12 protein-coding genes and 1 pseudogene are annotated in these 15769 nt (G+C 62.3%); 2 read left to right on the top strand and 11 right to left on the bottom strand.

Annotated features, from left to right (window positions below):
- Positions 1–203, top strand: a pseudogene (locus tag QAT43_RS09230) (hypothetical protein); the annotation flags it as partial.
- A gap of 34 nt (positions 204–237) precedes the next feature.
- Here the strand turns inward: QAT43_RS09230 and QAT43_RS09225 are convergent.
- The 11 genes from QAT43_RS09225 to QAT43_RS09175 all read right to left on the bottom strand — a co-directional run bounded on the left by QAT43_RS09225 (position 238) and on the right by QAT43_RS09175 (position 14796).
- On the bottom strand, positions 238–2064 hold the full coding sequence (locus QAT43_RS09225; protein ID WP_305042772.1) for a putative bifunctional diguanylate cyclase/phosphodiesterase: 1827 nt from the start codon (positions 2062–2064) through the stop codon (positions 238–240).
- 170 nt (positions 2065–2234) lie between these two features.
- Positions 2235–3326, bottom strand: coding sequence for a protein-glutamate methylesterase/protein-glutamine glutaminase (locus tag QAT43_RS09220; protein ID WP_305042771.1), 1092 nt, complete (start codon positions 3324–3326; stop codon positions 2235–2237).
- Positions 3323–3829, bottom strand: a complete 507-nt coding sequence (locus QAT43_RS09215) for a hypothetical protein (protein WP_305042770.1) — start codon at positions 3827–3829, stop codon at positions 3323–3325. Before QAT43_RS09215 ends, QAT43_RS09220 begins: the two co-directional genes overlap by 4 nt.
- On the bottom strand, positions 3826–4662 hold the full coding sequence (locus QAT43_RS09210; RefSeq protein ID WP_305042769.1) for a CheR family methyltransferase: 837 nt from the start codon (positions 4660–4662) through the stop codon (positions 3826–3828). The genes QAT43_RS09215 and QAT43_RS09210 overlap by 4 nt, the downstream gene beginning before the upstream one ends.
- A complete protein-coding gene (locus QAT43_RS09205) occupies positions 4662–6413 on the bottom strand; it encodes a methyl-accepting chemotaxis protein (RefSeq protein ID WP_305042768.1) in 1752 nt (583 codons plus the stop codon). Before QAT43_RS09205 ends, QAT43_RS09210 begins: the two co-directional genes overlap by 1 nt.
- Positions 6414–6451: 38 nt before the next feature.
- Positions 6452–6940, bottom strand: a complete 489-nt coding sequence (locus QAT43_RS09200) for a chemotaxis protein CheW (protein ID WP_305042767.1) — start codon at positions 6938–6940, stop codon at positions 6452–6454.
- A gap of 46 nt (positions 6941–6986) precedes the next feature.
- On the bottom strand, positions 6987–9041 hold the full coding sequence (locus QAT43_RS09195) for a chemotaxis protein CheW (RefSeq protein WP_442900233.1): 2055 nt from the start codon (positions 9039–9041) through the stop codon (positions 6987–6989).
- Positions 9032–9367, bottom strand: a complete 336-nt coding sequence (locus QAT43_RS09190; protein WP_305042765.1) for an STAS domain-containing protein — start codon at positions 9365–9367, stop codon at positions 9032–9034. The genes QAT43_RS09195 and QAT43_RS09190 overlap by 10 nt, the downstream gene beginning before the upstream one ends.
- 209 nt (positions 9368–9576) lie before the next feature.
- A complete protein-coding gene (locus QAT43_RS09185) occupies positions 9577–11001 on the bottom strand; it encodes a sigma-54-dependent transcriptional regulator (RefSeq protein ID WP_305042764.1) in 1425 nt (474 codons plus the stop codon).
- Positions 11001–13676 (bottom strand): PAS domain S-box protein, encoded by a 2676-nt coding sequence (locus tag QAT43_RS09180; RefSeq protein ID WP_305042763.1) that lies wholly within the window; start codon positions 13674–13676, stop codon positions 11001–11003. The genes QAT43_RS09185 and QAT43_RS09180 overlap by 1 nt, the downstream gene beginning before the upstream one ends.
- A gap of 199 nt (positions 13677–13875) precedes the next feature.
- On the bottom strand, positions 13876–14796 hold the full coding sequence (locus QAT43_RS09175) for a pirin family protein (RefSeq protein ID WP_305042762.1): 921 nt from the start codon (positions 14794–14796) through the stop codon (positions 13876–13878).
- A 167-nt stretch (positions 14797–14963) separates the two neighbouring features.
- Between QAT43_RS09175 and QAT43_RS09170 the strand changes: the two genes are divergently transcribed.
- A partial coding sequence (locus tag QAT43_RS09170; RefSeq protein WP_305042761.1) for a chromate transporter occupies positions 14964–15769 on the top strand: 806 nt, incomplete at its 3' end.

Raw genomic sequence — 15769 nt, 5'->3', positions numbered from 1 at the left:
TGTTCGACCAGTGGTGTCACCTGGGCAGCGCCGGCGACGACGCCGAACTGGCCGAGATCCTGGAGGGCGGAGCCGAGCCCTTGCCCTTTGATCTCGACAGCTACAAGATTCTCTGTCGTTATTTTGACCAGAAGAAGGGGCGGCTCGACGTGATTGCGTTGGTCGGGCACTCCAGCGCGAAGGATGGTCGCGGACGAGGATGAGCCGCGGCGTGGTGAGGCGCGCCGGACCCAAAGCTTAGGAGGGGAGCGCTTCGGCAGCGGCGCCCAATCGAGCAAATTCCTCGGCGGCCAGGGGCTTGCCGAAGAAATAACCCTGCATGTACCGGCAGTCGTGGCGCAGGAGAAAGTCGCGCTGCTCGGCGTTTTCCACCCCTTCGGCAATGACCTCCAGACCGAGATTCTTGCCCATGGCGATGATCGTCTGCACGATGACGGCGTCGTCCGGGTTCGTGGTCATATCCCGGGTAAAGGAGCGATCAATTTTAATGCGGTCGATGGGGAAATTTTTGAGGTAGCTCAGGGACGAATACCCGGTGCCGAAATCGTCGATGGCCAGGTGGATGCCGCGCACCCGAAGATCCGTGAGCACCTCGATGGTCGAGGACACGCTTCTCATCAGGGTGCTTTCGGTGACCTCCATCTCCAGGTGCGTCGGATCGACACCCGTTTCGGCAAGGATCAGATCGACGGTTTCGATGAAGCCGGGGCGCACGAACTGATGCCCGGAAATGTTCACCGCCAGGCGCAGGGGCGGGAAACCCGCATCGCGCCACGCCTTGGCCTGAAGGCAGGCGGCCCGCAGTACCCAGTCGCCCAGGGGGCCGATGAGCCCGGCTTCCTCCGCGACGGGAATGAACACCTGAGGTGAAACAAGGGAGCCGTCGGGAAGCCGCCACCGCAGCAGCGCCTCGGCGCCCACCAGCCGTCCCGTGGCGGCATCGAACTGGGGTTGGTACTGAAGGAAAAACTGCTGTTCCTGCAGGGCGCGGCGCAGTTGCGCGAGCACTTCGCGTTTTCTGGAGAGAGTTTCGCTCATGGCGGGCGTGAAGCGCTGCAGGGTGTTGCGCCCCAGCAGTTTGGCTTCGTGCACCGCCAGATCGGCGTTGCACAGCAGGGTTTTGCCGTCCCTGGCGTCCTCGGGAAAAAACGTGATGCCGAGGCTCGCGCCGATCTGGACTTCCTGTCCATCTTCCAGAAAATGGGGGGTGTTCATGAGGGCCAAAATCTTTTTCGCCTCCAGGGTCATGTCCCGTTTGCCCCGCCCATCCAACAGCAGCACGGCGAACTCGTCGCTCGACAGACGCGCGACGGTATCCCCCTCAAGTGCCGATCCGGTAAGTCGCTTGCCCATCTCGACCAGGATTTCATCGCCGGCGGCGCGGCCGAAGGAATCATTGATTTCCTTGAACCGGTCGAGGTCGAGAACCAGCAGGGCCCCCTGGTCTCCTTGCCGGTTTTTTCCGCCCAAGGCTTCCGCCAGGCGCTCTTCGAGCAGGACCCGGTTGGGCAGATCGGTCAGGGGATCGTACTGGGCGAGGCGCCGCAGCCGCTTCTCGGCTTCCTTGCGCTCCGAGATGTCCAGCATGACCCCGACCAGGCCGCCGGGTTGGCCTTCGGCGCTGCTGAACACGGATTTGTGAAACATGACCTCGCGCGCCTGGCCGTCGGCCCCGAGGACGCGGGTTTCATATACTTGAACGCCGCCGGCGTCCATCAGGTTTTGATCGGCCTGGTGATAGATCCTGGCCAGTTCGGCGGGCGCGATGTCGAAGGCCGTGCGGCCGAGGATCTCGTCGCGCGAGCGCCCCAGATAGCGTTCAAAAGCCGTGTTGCAGCCCAGGTAGACGCCTTGGACGTCCTTATAAAAGATGGGGGCGGGAATCGCATCGAGAATGTGCTGGAGAAAATCGCCCTGAAACTTGAGCTGCGCCTGTGCCTGGAGTTTTTCCGAGACAAGGCTCAGCAGGGCAAGATTCGCGTCGGTCTCTGCCAGGGAGGAGGCCGCGCCTGTTCGGCGCTCCGTCAAGCGGGAGCGTTGGTTTTTCGGCAAGTCGATCAGCATGATCGGGAAAAGTCCTCTGATTGCCATTTTTTGGCGGGTTATTAAACCTGCCGATTTTGCGATTAAAAAGATTTTTCTCGTCTTTATAGCCCAAGACAAAGACAAAGATCAATGCCGTAAATATCAGGTCATGCAAACTTGAGTATAAAGATAGCTTTTGTTGGAACGCGTTAAATGCGCACGGCGCGGCCCGCCTGATGAAGATGACCGAAAACCTTGTCGGCCATTTCGCGTAGGGGCAGGACACGCTCCGCCGCGCCAAGAGCGATCGCTTCCTTGGGCATGCCGAAAACCACGCAACTTTCCTCGTCCTGGGCCAGGGTGTAAGCCCCGGCGTCCTTCATCAGCCGCAGGCCCGCGGCGCCGTCGTTGCCCATGCCTGTGAGGATGATGCCCACGGCGTTGTTGCCCGCGTGTTGGGCCGCCGATTGGAACAAGACATCCACCGAAGGTCGATGGCGGTTGACCGGGGGCGCGTCGCTGAGACGCGCTAGGTAATTGGCGCCGCTGCGCTGTAGCAGCAGATGGCGGTTGCCCGGCGCGATGTAGGCGTGACCGGGCAGAACCCGCTCGCCATCCTCGGCTTCCTTGACGCGTATGCGGCAAAGCTGATCAAGCCGTTTGGCAAAGGTGCGGGTAAAGCCTTCGGGCATGTGCTGGGTGACGAGAATGGCCGGCGCATCCGGCGGCATCCGGGTCAGGACTTCGCGGATGGCTTCGGTGCCGCCGGTGGAGGCACCCATGAGGATGACCTTTTCGGTGGAATTGAGCATCCGGGTGCGCGGGCGATCCGCTCCCCCGCACACCCGTCGCTCCCCTGGGACGGGCAGAGGAGCAACTCCGCCCCGGGCATGGCGGGACACCGCCGCGGCACGGATTTTCGCGGTGATTTCCTCCGCGTAGTCATGGATGCCCTGGGCGATGTCGAGCTTGGGTTTGGTGACGAAATCCACGGCGCCGAGTTCCAGGGCATGCAAGGTCAGCAAGGAATTGCGCTCGGTCAGCGAGGACACCATCACCACCGGCATGGGCCGCAGGCGCATGAGTTTTTCCAGAAAAACCAGCCCGTCCATGCGCGGCATTTCCACATCGAGGGTCAGCACATCGGGATTGAGTTCCTTGATTTTCTGCCGGGCGATGAGCGGATCGGCGGCGGCGCCCACCACCTGCATATCCGCCTGGTTGTCGATGATTTCCGTGAGGATTTTGCGGATGAGGGCGGAATCGTCGACAATGAGGACCTTGATCGACTTGGCGCTCATGGCCCGAATCCTTCCTGATGGATGTTGCGCAGGGTCTTGACGAACACCCGCCCGCAGCGGGGAGAAAAACAGACCTTGCGGGGAAAGGTGTCACCCACGTCCAGGGCGGCCAGGGCCAGTTTGTGCCGCTTCAGATAGGCGAGGGCGAATTCCACGTTCTTTTTTCCCACATCGGGCAGGCTGCGGTTGATGCGCCCGGCGCCGAAGACCTTCACCTCAAGGTGCTCCACCCTGCCACCCGCTTCAAGGTAGCGATCCAGAAGCTGATCCATGGCCGGTTCGCCGTAACGCGGCGAATGATCGCCGGTCTTTTCGCCGGGCAGCATGAAATGGTTCATGCCGCCCAGGCCGCGCACCCGGTCGCGCACGCAAACCGAGACGCAGGAACCGAGCACGGTGGTGATGAGCAGATCCTCGGCGGTGACGAGCAGTTGGCCTTGCTGGATTTTGACCGCCGGACGCTGAAACGTCCGGTCGAAATAAAGGGCGGATGCCAGAATCATGAGGCCATCCTTCCCGAACTTTCCTGGGCTCGACGGTAAACGGTTTTGCCGAGACAGCGAAACATGCCGCCGGCATGGGTGAAGCTCTCCGAGTGCCCGGCGAAGAGCAAGCCGTCGGGCCGCAGCAAGGGTGCGAATTTTTCCAGAATCCGGTATTGGGTCGGCTTGTCGAAATAGATCATCACGTTGCGGCAGAAGATGGCGTCGAAGGGGTCACGCAGCGGCCAGCGCTCCTCAAGCAGGTTGAGGGGCTGGAAGCTGATCAGTTTGCGTAACTCGGGCCGCACCCGCACCAGCCCGGCATTTTTGTTGACACCCTGGAGAAAGAAGCGCTTGAGGCGATCTTTTTCCAGGCGCACCACGCGCTCCAGGGGATAGACGCCCCTTTCGGCCTTCTCCAGCACGGCGGTGTCAATGTCGCTGGCAAGGATGCGCACCGGCGCATCGAAACGGCCCAAGGTTTCCACCACCGTCATGGCCATGGAATAGGGTTCCTCGCCCGTCGAGGCGGCGCAGCTCCAGAGGCGGATGGGCCGCTTGCCCGCCGTCTTGCGGAGCCGCTCCGCCAGAATCGGAAAATGGTGCGGCTCGCGGAAAAAGGCGGTGAGGTTGGTGGTCAGGGCGTTGGTGAACGCTTCCCACTCCCCCGCCGGTCCTTGTTCGAGCAGCTCCAGGTATTCGGCGAAACTGGTCAGTCGCCTGGCGCGAACCAGCCGGGTCAGGCGACTGTAGACCATCTCCCGCTTGCTCTCCCCCAGGGAAATCCCCGCCCGCTGATGGATCAGGTCGCGGACGCGCTGGAAATCGGCGGCGGTGAAGAGAAATTCGGGCATCAGAATTCCTTCCAATCCTCATCGTCGGCCACGGCCGCGAGGGCGGATGTTTCCAGGGCTGCGGGCGCCGCCTTCTTCGCGCCGGCCTTGAAGCTTGGCCGGGTCGCGGGCCGGCTTTTGGCCGCCAGGGCTTTCGCGGCAAGTGCGGGCGCGGCTTCCTTGCGCTCCTTGGCGCGTGCCGGCGGTGCGGTTTCCTCGGTGAGTTTGAAGCGACTGACCACCGCAACCATGCTTTGCGCCTGCTCGGCGAGGGCTTCGGCCGCGGCGGCGGCTTCCTCGACCAGCGCGGCATTCTGCTGGGTGACGTCGTCCATCTGGGTGATGGCGGTGTTGACCTGCTCGATGCCGCTCGACTGTTCTGCGGACGCCGCGGAAATCTCGCCCATGAGATCCGTCACCCGCTTGATGCTGGTGACGATCTCGCGGGTGGTCTCCCCGGCTTCCATGACCAAGCGGCTGCCACCTTCCACCTTGTCGGTGGAATCCTGAATCAGGGCCTTGATTTCCTTGGCTGCTCCCGCGCTGCGCTGAGCGAGACTGCGCACCTCGCCGGCCACCACGGCAAACCCGCGACCCTGTTCGCCGGCGCGGGCGGCTTCCACGGCGGCGTTCAGCGCCAGGATGTTGGTCTGAAAGGCGATGCCGTCAATCACGCCGATGATGTCGGCAATGCGCCGCGAGCTTTCGGTGATCGACTCCATGGTTTCCACCACCCGGCCGATGACTTCGCCGCCGCGGGCGGCCACCTCGCTGGCGCTGACGGCAAGCTGGTTGGCTTGCTGGGCGTTTTCAGCGTTCTGTTTGACCGTGGAGGTCAGCTCCTCCATGCTGGAAGCGGTTTCTTCCAGGGAGGACGCCTGCTCCTCGGTGCGCTGGGAGAGATCGGCGTTGCCCGCCGAAATCTGCTCCGTGGCGCTGGCGATGGAATCGGCGCCGGTGCGCACCTCGCCGACGATCCTTACCAGCCCCTCGTTCATGTCTCGCAGGGCCTTGAGCAACTGGCCCGTTTCGTCCGCGCTTTTCACTTCGATCACGCGGGTCAGGTCGCCCGAGGCGATCTGCTGCGAAGCGGAGATCGCCTCGTTGAGGGCGTCCTTGATGCGTCGCGCGACAACCCAGGCAAAGACCGCGATCAGCGCCGAAAAGATGATCGTCGCGCCGATGACATTGCGCCGGAGCAGCGCCATCTGCGCTTCCACGTCATCGACGTAGATGCCGCTGCCGATCACCCAGTCCCATTCGCGAATCAGGTTGACCTGGGAGAGTTTTGGTTCCGGTACCGTGGAACCGGGCTTGGGCCACTGGTAATCGACGAATCCCGTTCCCTGGTCGCGGGCGACCTTGGCGAATTCGATGAAGATCGCCTTGCCCGTGGGGTCCTTGATGTCGTCGAGGCGGGTGCCGTCAAGTTCCGGGCGGATGGGGTGCATGACCATAATCGGATCGAGGGTGTTGACCCACAGGTACTCATTGCCCGCGTAGCGCATGGGGCGGATCTGGCGCAGGGCCGCGGCCTGCGCCTCCTCAAGCGACAGGGCGCCGGCCTGTACCCGCGCCTGATAGTCCTGCACCAGGGAGGACGCGGCGCTCACCACGTTGCCGACGGCTTCCATTTTTTCATCCATCAGGCGCTCCTCGATGAGGGGCAGCAGGTAGAACAGGATGCCGGCGGACAGGGACACCAGGGTGACGATGGAAATGGACAGGATCTTGTTGAGAATTTTCCAGTTCTTGAAACTGCTGACTTTCATGGTGCGAAACCCTCCATGGTTGGTTGCTGAATGCGGTCTTAGTTGGCGGCGGCTTCCATGAGCTGCATGTCGGCGCTGCCCATGAGCTGCTCGATTTCGATGAGAATGATCATCTGCTCCCCGGCGGTGCCAAGCCCGGTGATGTGACGGGTATCGAGGGCGGCGCCGAATTCGGGGGCGGGGCGAATCTGTTCGGGCGTCAGGGCGATGACGTCGGACACGCCGTCGACCACGATGCCGACGACCCGCCCCAGGACGTTGAGGATGATGACGACGGTGAATTCATCGTAGACCACCCGCCCCAAGCCGAATTTGATGCGCAGATCGACGATGGGCACGATGACCCCGCGCAGATTGATCACGCCCTTGAGAAAATCGGGGGCATTGGCGATGCGGGTGACGGCGTCGTAGCCGCGAATCTCCTGCACCTTGAGAATGTCCATGCCGTAGCTTTCTTCGCCCAGGGTGAAGGTGAGATACTCCTTGCCCGCCGAGAAAGCCGGTTGAAGTGCGTGCGCGGATTGCATCAGGTTGTCCGTCCTTTCTTGATGAAGCTGGTTTCGCTTCAAAACCTCAGTGTTGGAGCGATCTGTTTTTGTCCAGGTGAACCACCGCCCCGACATCGAGAATCAGCGCCACCTTGCCGTCGCCGAGGATCGTGGCCCCTGCCGTTCCCTCGACTTTGCGGTAGTTGGTTTCGAGGCTCTTGATCACCACCTGGTGCTGTCCGAGGAGTTCATCCACCAGCAGCGCGGCCTTTTCGCCCTCGGTGTCGACCAGCACCAGAATGCCTTCCTTCGCCTGCGTCCGGGCTTTCTCGATGCCGAAAAAACGATGCAGGGGCAGGACGGGCAGATAATCGCCGCGCACCTGAACCACCTGGGTTTCGCCCTTGATCTGCTTGAGATCGGCGCAAGAAGGCTGGAAGGATTCGAGAATCACGTTGAGGGGAATGATGAACTTTTCGGCGCCGACCTGCACCGAAAGCCCGTCGAGGATGGCCAGGGTCAGGGGCAGGCTCAGGGAAAAGACCGTGCCCGCTCCCGGCCGTGACGCGACCTGAACTCGTCCACCGATGGCCTGGACGTTCTTCAGCACCACGTCCATGCCCACCCCGCGCCCCGAAAGATCGGTGACCGCCTCGGCGGTGGAAAAGCCGGGGGCGAAAATAAGCTGCCAGACCTCCTCATCGCTGAGATTGTCGCTTGACGCCAGCCCACGTTCGGCGGCCTTGCGCAGAATCTTCTCGCGGTTGAGACCGGCGCCGTCGTCGCCCACTTCGATGAGGATGCGCCCGCCGACCTGGGAGGCCTTGAGGGTGATGGTCCCCACCGGGTTTTTGCCGGTCGCGGCGCGTTCTCGCGGCGCTTCGATACCGTGATCGAGGCTGTTGCGCACCAGGTGTGTCAGGGGATCGATGATTTTTTCGATGAGGCCCTTGTCGAGTTCGGTGCCTTCGCCGATGGTGCGCAGCTCGACATCCTTGCCCAGCTTGGCCGCCAGATCGCGCACCAGGCGGGGAAAACGGCTGAAAATCCCGCCGATGGGCACCAGGCGAATCGACATGATGCTCGCCTGCAGGTCGCGGGTGTTGCGCTCGAGTTGCACCAGGCCGCGGTGCAGAACCTCGAACTGCACGGGGTCGAGCTGTTCGGCGAACTGCGCGAGCATCGACTGGGTGATGACCAGTTCGCCGACCTGGTTGACCAGTTGATCGACCTTGGCCACGCCGACCCGCAGGGACGCCTCGGTGGCTTCCGCGCCGCGCCGGCCGAAGGCGCCGGGCGCGCTTTCATCGCGGTCATAGGCGCGTCGGCCGAGCAGGTCGGGGGGCGCCTCCACGCTGGTCGTTACGGCTGGTTGAGGCGCGGTTTGGGCTTCCTCGACGCGAATGTCCAGTTCCGAATCCAGGGCGACGAACTCGAAAATCTCGCGGATCTCCTGTTCCGCCGCCGCGCTGACCAGCCGCAACTGCCAGCGGGTATGGCAGAGCTCGGGGTCCAGGGTGCGAAGCTCGGCCGCGGCGCCAAGTTCGGCGGTCACGCTGAGCTCGCCAAGCTCGGCCAGTTCGCGAAACAGGTTTTCGAGACGGATGCCGCGCTGGAGAATATTCCCGGAGGGATGAAAATCGATGTGATAGCCGCGCCGTGCGAGGGGAGTTGAGGTCTCGACGCGCAATGCCGTGGGCTGCGCGGTGGGATGCTCCGGCTCGCAGGCGCTGAGAGCCGCTTCCAGGCGGGTGAAGATGTCCTGCACCGCCTGGCCGTCCACCGGCGCTCCGTCGCGATGTCCGGCAAGCTGCATGGCCAGCACGTCGCCGGACTGCAAAACCAGATCGACCAGGTCCGCGGTGGGCGAGAGTTCGCGGTTGCGCAGGTGATCGAGAAGCGATTCCAGGTGGTGGGTGACCCGCGCCATGTCGTCAAAACCGAAGACGCCGGCACCGCCCTTGATGGAATGGGCGGCGCGGAAGATGGCGTTGAGGCTTTCCTGGTCCGGACTGGACGGGTCGAGGCTGAGAAGCAGGCGTTCCATGTCGGCGAGGTGTTCGGCGCTCTCCTCGAAAAAGACCGCATTGAAACGCCCGACCTCGGCGAGGCCGCCTGGTTTATGCTCCATCACGGACATGCCTGCTCCCCGGCGATGGGAAGTTCTCGGGAATAGCCGAGAAGGTCCAGGTTGCGGCGCAAGTCCGCGCGGATATTGACCAGCCTTGGCGACAGCCCGCGGGCGCGCAGGCCGCGAAAGGCGCAAGCCAGCACCTGCCAGCCGCTCAGGTCGATATCCTCCACGGATTCAAGGCAAAAGACCGGCTCCCGAAACTCCGTCGCTCCCTCGCCCCGCACGGTCCACAGGGTGAACTCTTCCTCAAGCCGCTGGTGTTGCAGGGCAATGCCGGAGATGCTCCAGTCGCCCTCGATTTTTAATGGTTCCTGGCGTGATTCCTGAGACATGGCGTTTTCTCCCGATGGCGGAACTGTTGGGTTCCGTCTATACACAGAGAATGCCAATGTAAAAAACCTAATTGTTTAAGGTGTTTACCGGGGGAAGGCAAAAGGAAAAGGGTGTCAACTCCGTTGCGAGACATCGCGAATGAATTGATTAAATAGCTGAAATTCTTCGGAAAAACCCATGAAGAAAAAAAATTGTAGAGCAACAGGGTTTACAGGGGTTCTGATGCCGATTCGTCGCTTTTTTTCTTCTGGAGTTTTTTGTTGAGTCCTTGCCGGGTAAGACCCAACCAGGTGGCGGCCAACCCCTGATTGCCGCCGGAAAGTTCCAGGGCCTTGGCGACGAGAAAGTCCTCGGCATGCTTGAGGGACGGAATCCGATGGGGAAGGCGCAGGGCAAGGAGATCCGTTCCCTCGCCCTCGCTAAGCAAGGGCGAGGGTGTTCGGCCCATTTTTTCCAGAAAGCTGGCCATGGAAAGAATGCCCTGGCGATGGCGCACCACGGCATCAAAGACCATGGCCTTGAGTTCGCGCACGTTGCCGGGAAACGCATAGGCGGCCAGGTAATTGACCAGTTCGGGTGGCGGGGTCGGGGCCGGCCGTCCCATGGTGGCGGCGGCTTCCTGCAGGAAATGGTCGAGGAGCAGGGGCAGATCCTCGGGGCGTTCGGCCAGGGGCGGGATGTCCACCGCGTGACCGCAGAGCCGGTAATACAGATCCTGGCGAAATTGCCGGGCACGAGCCCGCGTCTTGAGATCACGGTTGGTGGCGACGACGATGCGCGCCTGGGAACGGCAGGGGCGGTCGCTGCCGAGGGGATAATAGTCGCCATCTTGAAGCAGGCGCAGCAGGCGCACCTGGGTGGCCTCGGCCAGCTCGCCGATTTCATCGAGAAACAGGGTGCCGTCGGCGGCTCGGGCGATCAGTCCCGCGCGCGGGCTTTCGGCGCCGGTGAAGGCGCCGCGCACATGGCCGAACAGGGTATCGGAAAACATCTGGTCGTCGAGTCCCGCGACATTGACCGCGACGAACTCGCCTCGTCGGCCCGACGCCTCGTGCAGCGCCCGGGCGAAAAGTTCCTTGCCCGTTCCCGTCGCGCCTTGAATCAGGACCGGCTGCCCGGTGCCCGCCACCGCTTCGAGATAATGGAAAATTTTTCGCATGCGCGTGTTGACCGTGACGATGGGCGCGAAGGCGGCTTCGTGGTTCAGGCGATCGTCGAGGAGATGGCGCTTGAGTTCGGTGACCTGGCGGGTCAGGCAAAGCTTGTCCACCGCGCGGCGCACGCTGCCCAGAAGACGGCTTTTCTCCACGGGTTTGACCACATAATCGACGGCCCCTTCCTTCATGCATTCAACGGCCATGTCCACTTCGTTGGCGGCGGTGACGATAATCACTTGCGTTTGCGGATGATCGCGGCGAATGGCCTTGAGCAGCGCAAAACCGTCCATGAAGGGCATGTTCAGATCCAGCACAACCACGGCTTCGGAGACTTGGCTCAGCCGGCCCATGACCTCGCGGCTGTCCTGAATCGTGGTGATGTCGCGAAAACCGGCGCCGCGAAACAGGGTCCGCAGGCCAAAGAGGATATCCTCTTCGTCGTCCACGAGAAACAGCGGTAGGGATTGGTCTTCCATTATTGGGATGCTCCAGGTTGCGTGGGAAGCCAAAGCGTGGCGGTGGTGCCGCGTCCCGTCTGGGAATCGAACTCCAGGGTGCCGCCGTGCGCCTCGACGATGGAGGAGGAAATATACAGGCCCAGGCCCGTGCCGCCCGCGTCCCGACGCGTGGAAAAGAAGGGTTCGGTAACTCTCGTCAAGGTGAGGGGATCCATGCCGCGCCCTTCATCCCTGATGCGTAGCACCAAGGACCCTCTCTCGCCCACGAATTCCCCTTGGACATGCACGGCCGCTTTTTTGTCGGGCAGCGACTGCAAGGCGTTGGCGAGCAGATTGATGACGACCTGCTCGATCTGCTGGGCATTGCCGCGCATCGCCGGCAGATTCTCCGCGACGCTGAGCCCAAAGTGGTCGGTGTGCTTGTGGATCTGGGGCGTGAGGATCTGCACCGCATCCTGAACCACCTTGCCCAGATCGACGGCGCCATCCAGGCCCTTGCCGTCGCTGCTCACGAATTCGCGCATGTTGTTGATGATGGCGGCAATGCGCTGCGACCCACGCGCGATGCCCGCAAGCAGTTGCGTGATGGTCTCCTCGGCCTCCGGCCAGGGGACACCGGCCAACTCCAGCCCGCCCTGTTCGCCAGACTCGCGCGCCAGGACGGGGCAGGCATCGCGCCAGATATCGTCGAGCACGGCGGCATTCACCCCGATGCAGTTGTTGGGGTTGTTGATTTCGTGGGCGACGCTCGCGATGAGCATGCCAAGGGAGGCCATCTTGTTGGCGTGGATGAGCTGGGCCTGGGTGGTTTTCATCTCCTGTTCGATGCGCACCTTTTCCGTGATGTCGCGGATCGAGCAATAAAGCACTTCGTCCTCGTGCAGGTGGATGACCTTCGCCCACACCGAAACCGTGAAGGTTGATCCGTCGGGCCGGGTGTTTTGCAAACGCTCGATGTGAAAACCGCCCTTGTGCGGCAACTGGGAAATCGCCTGGATGAATTGGGGGGCATCTCCCGGGCCGAGCATGCCCCAGGGAACCAAGGAAAAGAGCCCATCCCGCGAGCAGCCGTAGAGCCGTTCGGCCTCGCGGTTGGCGTCGATCAGTTCCAGGGTGTGCAGGTTGAGCAGGATGACGGCGTCTTCGTTCTGCTCGAAGATCTGCCGGAAACGTTCCTCGCTTTGGCGCAGGGCTTCGGCGGCGCGATGGCGCTCGATAACGATGCGGGCCAGGTCCGCGGCATGGGAGATGGCCTGGATCTCAAAGGGTTGAGGCTCTCTGGGCATCCGGTAATAGACGGCGAAGGTGCCGTAGACCTCTCCCGCGGCGGACAGAATGGGGGTCGACCAGCAGGCCCGCAAGCCATGGGCGAGGGGCAAGTCCCGGTAGCCCTCCCAATGCGGGTCGGAGGTGATATCGGCGCTGATGATCTGGCTTTTGTGAAAAGCCGCCGTTCCGCAGGAGCCGATGCCCGGTCCGATATTGACGCGCCGCAAGGCCTTGGCGTAGGCCTTGGGCAGGCTGGGGCCGGCGAAGTGACGCAAATGTCCAGTGTCCGAATCCCGCAGCAAGATGGAGCAAAGACCCTCGCCGGAGAGTTCTTCGATTTGGGCACAGAGCAGGGCAAGAATTTGCTTCAGGGGCAAGCCGGCGGCGATTTCCTGAAGGATGGTTTTTTCGGTCTGCAGCAGGCGGTCGGTGCGCTTTTTCTCCGAAATGTCTCGGGCGAAGGCAAAGTTGTACTCGACATTGCCGAATTTCATGTAGTGGGCGGTCACTTCCACCGGCAGCAGTCCGCCGTCCTTCAGGCGGTGGGCGGTTTCAAAGTTGAGCACGCCCTTTTCCTGAAGATTCTTCCAATGCCGGGGCCATAAATCAGCGGAATAATAGGGGTCTAAATCGGGAATCCTCATCCCCTGAAGTTCCTCCCGCGAATAGCCCAGGGTGTGGGAGGCGCAGCGGTTGGCGAAAAGAATGTCGGCATTTTCGCTGATGCTATAGATGCAGGTTTCAGCGTTGTCGACAAAAAACTGGGTGAGCCGCAATTGCGCTTCACTTTCCGCGAGGGCGGCACGGATGTGCAGATTCTTGCGCAGGAACAGACAGGTCAGGGTGGCGAAAATGCCGATCAGCAGGCAACTGACCAGGACCGCCTCAAGATGCACCTTGCGCAGGCTCGCGGTGAAATCCTCCTTGTCGATGCCCACCCCGAGGGCGCCGATCACCTCGCCCTGCCGGTTGTGCAGGGGATCGAGCGCGACCAGATAGTCCCGGCCCAGGATCTCGCTCTCGCCGCGAAAGGCTTTGGCCTGCCGCAGGGCATTTTGAATTTCGGGAGCGAGGGCGGTGCCCGTGGCGGCGTTGCCGGCCTCATTTCTGAGGCTTGTGGCGATGCGCATATCCCCCAGGAAAATTGTTGCCACGCCGCCAAACATATTTTCCATGACACGCGCTAGGTCGTGCTGGCCGTTGAGGACAAAATCCCCGACCAGCAATTGGCCGTCGACCGCGCGAAATTCGTCGCCCCGCGTCATCAACAACTCGTGAAAGACCCGCAGTTGCTGCTCCTGATCCTTGCGCAATTCCGTGGCGATCAGGGCATGGGTCTGCCCAAGCCATATCGCCGCCGTCAAGGCGATGCCCGCGATGGCGATGAGGATGCTTCCGGTCAGCAATTTGAGATTCGAATTCATGAGCCTTCCTGTCAAGAACTGGAGGACCCTTTAGGTTCAAAAACCATTCCAAATCATGAGCCGTGGAAAAATTGTCGATTTTCAGGGATAAGCAGGCAAGAAGGCGGTAAAGGGCAGGAGTGCGATGCCAATTTTTTGGCGTAGCAACAATTTGGGACCCGAAGAAGGCCCCAAATCCGACAGCGGCTAATGGCCAGGATCAATCGCCCGGCAGGGGGATGAATTCCGTTTCGCCGGGAACCTGTGGGAAGCGGCCGTTTTTCCAGTCGGCCTTGGCCTGTTCGATCAATTCCCTGCGCGAGGCGACCAGATTCCACCACACCGTGCGTTTGCCCAGGGGCTTGCCGCCGATGACCACCAGGCGGCTGTCCTCGGTGGCGATCAGTTCGATTCCCGGCGTTTCGTCGAAAACGGCCAGGTGGTGAGAGGGGATGAGGCGATCGCGGGCCGCGAGGCTACCCGCGACCACATAGACCGCGCGTTCCTCCACGCCGTCGGGCAGGGGCAGGATGGAGCCCTTGGCGAGCCGGGCATCCAGGTAGAGGGTGGGCGAATAGGTCTTGACCGGCGATTGGACGCCGAAGGCTTCGCCGATCATGACGCGCAGGCTCAAGCCTGCTTTTTCGACGGACGGCAGTTGGGCGGCGTCGTAGTGCAGAAACTCCGGATCCGTTTCTTCCTGGTCCACCGGCAGCGCGACCCAGAGTTGCAGGGCATGCAGGTCGTGGCCCGCTTGGCGCAGGGCGGGGGGCGTGCGTTCCGAGTGGACGATGCCGCGTCCCGCAGTCATCCAGTTGATTTCACCGGGCCGGATGGGCTGGACATGGCCGAGGCTGTCGCGATGCAGAATTTCGCCGTCGAACAGATAGGTGATGGTCGCCAGGCCGATGTGCGGATGGGGCCGCACGTCGATGCCCGTGCCGGGGGCGAAACGGGCCGGGCCCAGATGGTCGAAAAAGACGAAGGGTCCGATGGATTTGAGACGGTCGGAAGGCATCAGGCGCCGCACGCTGAAGCCGCCAAGATCCCGGTCCTTGGGTTCAAGAATGGCGCGCAGGGCCGCGCAGGGGGCGGAGGTTCCGCTGTCGCAGTGGGCAGGTCTCTCGAACAAGTCGCTCATGGGTTGTTTCCTCCTTTGCTCGGCACGTTTCGACATTCTAGCAGATCGCCAGCCCGGTGCCGCCGCTCTTGGGTTGCTCCAGTACGGTGATGATGCGCAACAACGTGGCATTTGGGAGCGCGTTATAGGTAAGATGGATTGTTAAGAAAATTCCGGGGACCTTATCCATGACCCAACCTCAAGGGACAACTTCGCCTCCGCACCGCCCAGCCTTCGGCGAGGCGCTGCGGGTCTGGATCAAGGTGGCGTTGCTGAGTTTTGGCGGGCCGGCGGGGCAGATCGCCGTCATGCATCGGCTGCTGGTGGAGGAAAAGCGCTGGATCGACGAGCGCCGCTTCCTGCATGCCCTCAATTTCACCCTGGTGCTGCCCGGGCCCGAGGCCCAGCAGCTCGCCACCTACCTGGGCTGGATGCTGCATGGCCGGCGCGGTGGGCTGGTTGCCGGGATCTTGTTCATCCTGCCGGGATTTGTCTCGATTCTGCTGCTCAGCATCCTCTACGCCCTCTACCAGGATCAGCCTGCCGTGCAGGCGCTGTTCTACGGACTCAAACCCGCGGTGGTTGCCATCGTGGCCGTGGCCCTGGTGCGGATCTGTCGCAAGACCCTGCACGATTGGGCTTTGGGGCTTTTGGCCGCGGGCGCCTTCGTCGCGATTTTTTTCCTGCAAATTCCTTTTCCCCTGATCCTCTTGGCCGCGGCCGGTCTGGGCTGGATGGGCGTGCACCGGGTTCCCGAGCTGTTTTTGCCGGCTCGTGATGCCGGCGAGGACGCGGCAGGGGATGAGCAGGCTTCCCCGGCGCCCAACCGGCGCCATGTCCTGGGAACCCTCGGTCTCTGGCTGCCCTTGTGGTTCGCGCCTTTGCTGCTGGTGGCGCTGTGGCTGGGGCCGGACCATCTCTTTGTCACGCAGGGGGTGTTTTTCAGCAAGATGGCGGTGGTCACCTTCGGCGGGGCCTATGCCGTGCTGGCCTA

Source organism: Geoalkalibacter sp. (assembly GCF_030604225.1).
Lineage (GTDB): Bacteria > Desulfobacterota > Desulfuromonadia > Desulfuromonadales > Geoalkalibacteraceae > Geoalkalibacter.
The sequence above is the reverse complement of the archived record's forward strand: the minus strand, read 5'-3'. Positions and strand labels throughout refer to the sequence as shown.